Consider the following 3,234-nt stretch of genomic DNA (forward strand, 5'->3'; position numbering starts at 1 on the left):
TGGCACTTACTCAGGTTGGACTTCCACCAACTAGCAATTAACGGCTTGCTGGGCACGCAAAAATAGGAAAAGCGGTGTGAAAGTTCACACCGCTTTATTTAGCGTATTCAACAGCTCTTGTTTCCCGGATGACTGTAACTTTGATATGTCCGGGATAATCAAGATCATCTTCAATTCTTTTTCGAATATCACGGGCTAACCGATGTGCTTCCAAATCATTGATCTGTTCCGGCTTGACAATGATCCGAACTTCTCTACCCGCCTGAATGGCAAATGATTTTTCGACTCCGTCATATGACTCTGAAATCTCTTCCAGCTTCTCCAGTCGTTTAATATAGCTCTCAAGCGTTTCACTTCGTGCTCCCGGTCTTGCTGCAGACAATGCATCGGCAGCTGCGACGAGCACAGAAATGATTGAAGTAGGTTCAGTGTCTCCATGGTGAGAGGCAATACTGTTGATAACGACCGGATGTTCTTTATATTTAGTCGCCAATTCAATTCCGATTTCCACATGGCTTCCTTCGACTTCATGGTCAATAGCCTTTCCTATATCGTGAAGGAGTCCTGCACGGCGGGCCAAAGCTTCATCTTCCCCTAGTTCGGCTGCAAGCAACCCGGATAAATGAGCCACTTCAATAGAATGTTTGAGAACATTTTGACCGTAGCTTGTCCGGTATTTCAATCGGCCGAGAATTTTGATCAAATCGGGGTGAAGGCCGTGAACACTAACTTCAAATGTTGTTTGCTCACCGACTTCACGAATATGCTCATCGACTTCACGCCTTGCTTTCTCTACCATTTCTTCAATTCGGGCTGGGTGGATGCGTCCGTCTTGTACTAGCTTTTCCAGTGCAATTCGGGCGGTTTCCCGTCTGATTGGATCAAAGCCTGACAAAATTACAGCTTCTGGAGTGTCATCAATGATGAGGTCAATGCCTGTCAGCGTTTCCAGGGTCCGGATGTTTCTGCCCTCACGGCCGATAATCCTCCCTTTCATTTCATCATTAGGCAAGTTGACAACCGAGACTGTCGTTTCGGCCACATGTTCGGCAGCACAGCGCTGGATTGCGAGAGAAAGGATGTTTTTCGCTTTCTTGTCCGCTTCTTCCTTCGCTCTTGTTTCACTCTCTTTAATCATCAATGCGGTATCGTGCGCCAGTTCCTTCTCAACGCTTGATAAAAGGAGTGCTTTGGCTTCCTCTCGGGTCAACCCTGAGATGCGTTCCAGTTCTGATTTTTGCTGGCGGATCATTTCATCCACTTTGCTTTCCATCTCTTCAATATGTTGTTGTCTTCCATTCAGAGAGTCCTCTTTCCGTTCAAGCTGTTCTTCACGCTTGGACAGAGTATCATCTTTTCTGTCGAGGTTCTCCTCCTTTTGCAATAAGCGGTTTTCCTGTCTTTGCAATTCAGTTCTTCTTTCACGAAGTTCACGTTCAGTTTCAATACGGAGTTTGTGGTTTTCATCCTTCGCTTCCAACAGGGCTTCTTTCTTCAAAGATTCCGCTTCTCTTTTGGCTTTTTCCAAAATTTGTTCCGCGGACCCCTGTGCCCCTGTTATTTTTGCTTGAGCAACTGATTTAAAGATGAAATAGGCAACAACTACACCGACGATAAGGGTAAGCAAAATGGAGATGATGAATATGGTCAGATCCATGTTTTCACCCCCTCTTGCTATAAACTTGTATCATTCTTCTAACTGTCGGTTGGTACATGTTACAATATGCAGAGCCAAGCTCTAATTTTACGAAAAAAATTGTAAAATATACAGTTTAATTTTATAGGTGCGGGGAATTATTGTCAAGCTTAGACCATGTTATTCAGGAAAAGAAAACAGCAAAACCGAAGTTTTGCTGTTTAACGGCTTATTATTGATCCAACAGGGTGAATTCTTCCCGTTCCTCTTCTTCCGGGGCTGTGCTTTCATCATCCAGTCCATAATACTCCCGTATTTTAAACATGATCTCTCTGCGCAAATCTTCGTTTTCTTTCAAAAAGAGTTTTGCGTTTTCCCGCCCCTGTCCGAGACGCTCATCATTATATGAATACCATGATCCGCTTTTTTGGACAATATCAAGCTCGGAGCCCATATCGATGATTTCACCTTCACGTGAAATACCTTCTCCATACATGATATCCACTTCAGCCGTTCTGAAAGGAGGGGCCACCTTGTTTTTGACAATTTTAATTCTTGTCTTGCTTCCCACGACATCCTGTCCCTGCTTCAACTGCTCGGCACGGCGCACTTCAAGCCTCACAGATGAATAGAACTTCAAAGCACGTCCCCCAGGGGTTGTTTCCGGATTTCCGAACATGACGCCCACCTTCTCCCTGATTTGGTTAATGAAGATGGCGATTGTTTTCGATTTGTTGATGGCGCCGGAAAGCTTTCTTAACGCCTGGGACATGAGGCGGGCCTGCAGTCCGACGTGTGAATCTCCCATTTCCCCTTCGATTTCCGCTTTTGGTACAAGCGCGGCGACAGAGTCGATGACAAGAATTTCAATAGCACCGCTTCGGACAAGTGCTTCCGCTATTTCCAAAGCCTGCTCGCCGGTGTCCGGCTGTGAAAGAAGGAGCTCATCAATATTTACGCCCAGTTTTTGTGCATATACCGGATCGAGTGCATGCTCCGCATCAATAAAGGCAGCGGTTCCGCCACGTGCCTGCGCTTCCGCAATTGCATGCAGGGCAACAGTCGTTTTACCGGAACTTTCAGGGCCGTAAATTTCAATGACCCGCCCCCTTGGATAGCCGCCTACACCGAGCGCTATATCAAGCGCCAGCGATCCGCTCGGGATGGTCGATACTTTACTGTCCGTCTGTTCGCCCAATTTCATAATGGACCCTTTTCCGAATTGCTTTTCTATCTGTTTCAAAGCCATATCTAATGCCGCTTGACGATCACTCACACATTTTCCTCCTCAATTATATTCATTCAAGTTTCAAACCTTGGGATTTCCTTAGCAAAATCTATTTATATTATACCTGTTTTTCATATCATTGCCAAGCAGAAAGCGAACATTTATTCTGTATTTTGACGGGGAAAATGGTTGAAAAATTCAATTTTCATTAGGGGATTATATTATTTTCAAAGCATATCTCCATTGAAAATTAAATTTCATTTAGAAAAGCGCAAGCGCCTTGCCCATCGACGTACAGACTGGAGTACCTCCGACGAGATAAAGGATAAGGAAGTGCGAGAGTGCCTGCTTATCGGCGACAAGCATAAGA

2 protein-coding genes are annotated in these 3,234 nt (G+C 45.1%); both read right to left on the reverse strand.

Annotation, left to right across the window (positions count from 1 at the left end; all coding sequences use genetic code 11):
* Positions 1 to 94: 94 nt before the first annotated feature.
* On the reverse strand, positions 95 to 1,657 hold the full coding sequence (gene rny / locus FS666_RS18955; RefSeq protein WP_120069848.1) for a ribonuclease Y: 1,563 nt from the start codon (positions 1,655 to 1,657) through the stop codon (positions 95 to 97).
* Positions 1,658 to 1,868: 211 nt separating this feature from the next.
* Positions 1,869 to 2,912 (reverse strand): recombinase RecA, encoded by a 1,044-nt coding sequence (gene recA, locus FS666_RS18960; protein ID WP_120069845.1) that lies wholly within the window; start codon positions 2,910 to 2,912, stop codon positions 1,869 to 1,871.
* Positions 2,913 to 3,234: the final 322 nt, after the last annotated feature.

The organism is Siminovitchia fortis, from assembly GCF_007681465.1.
GTDB classification, from domain to species: domain Bacteria; phylum Bacillota; class Bacilli; order Bacillales; family Bacillaceae_C; genus Siminovitchia; species Siminovitchia fortis.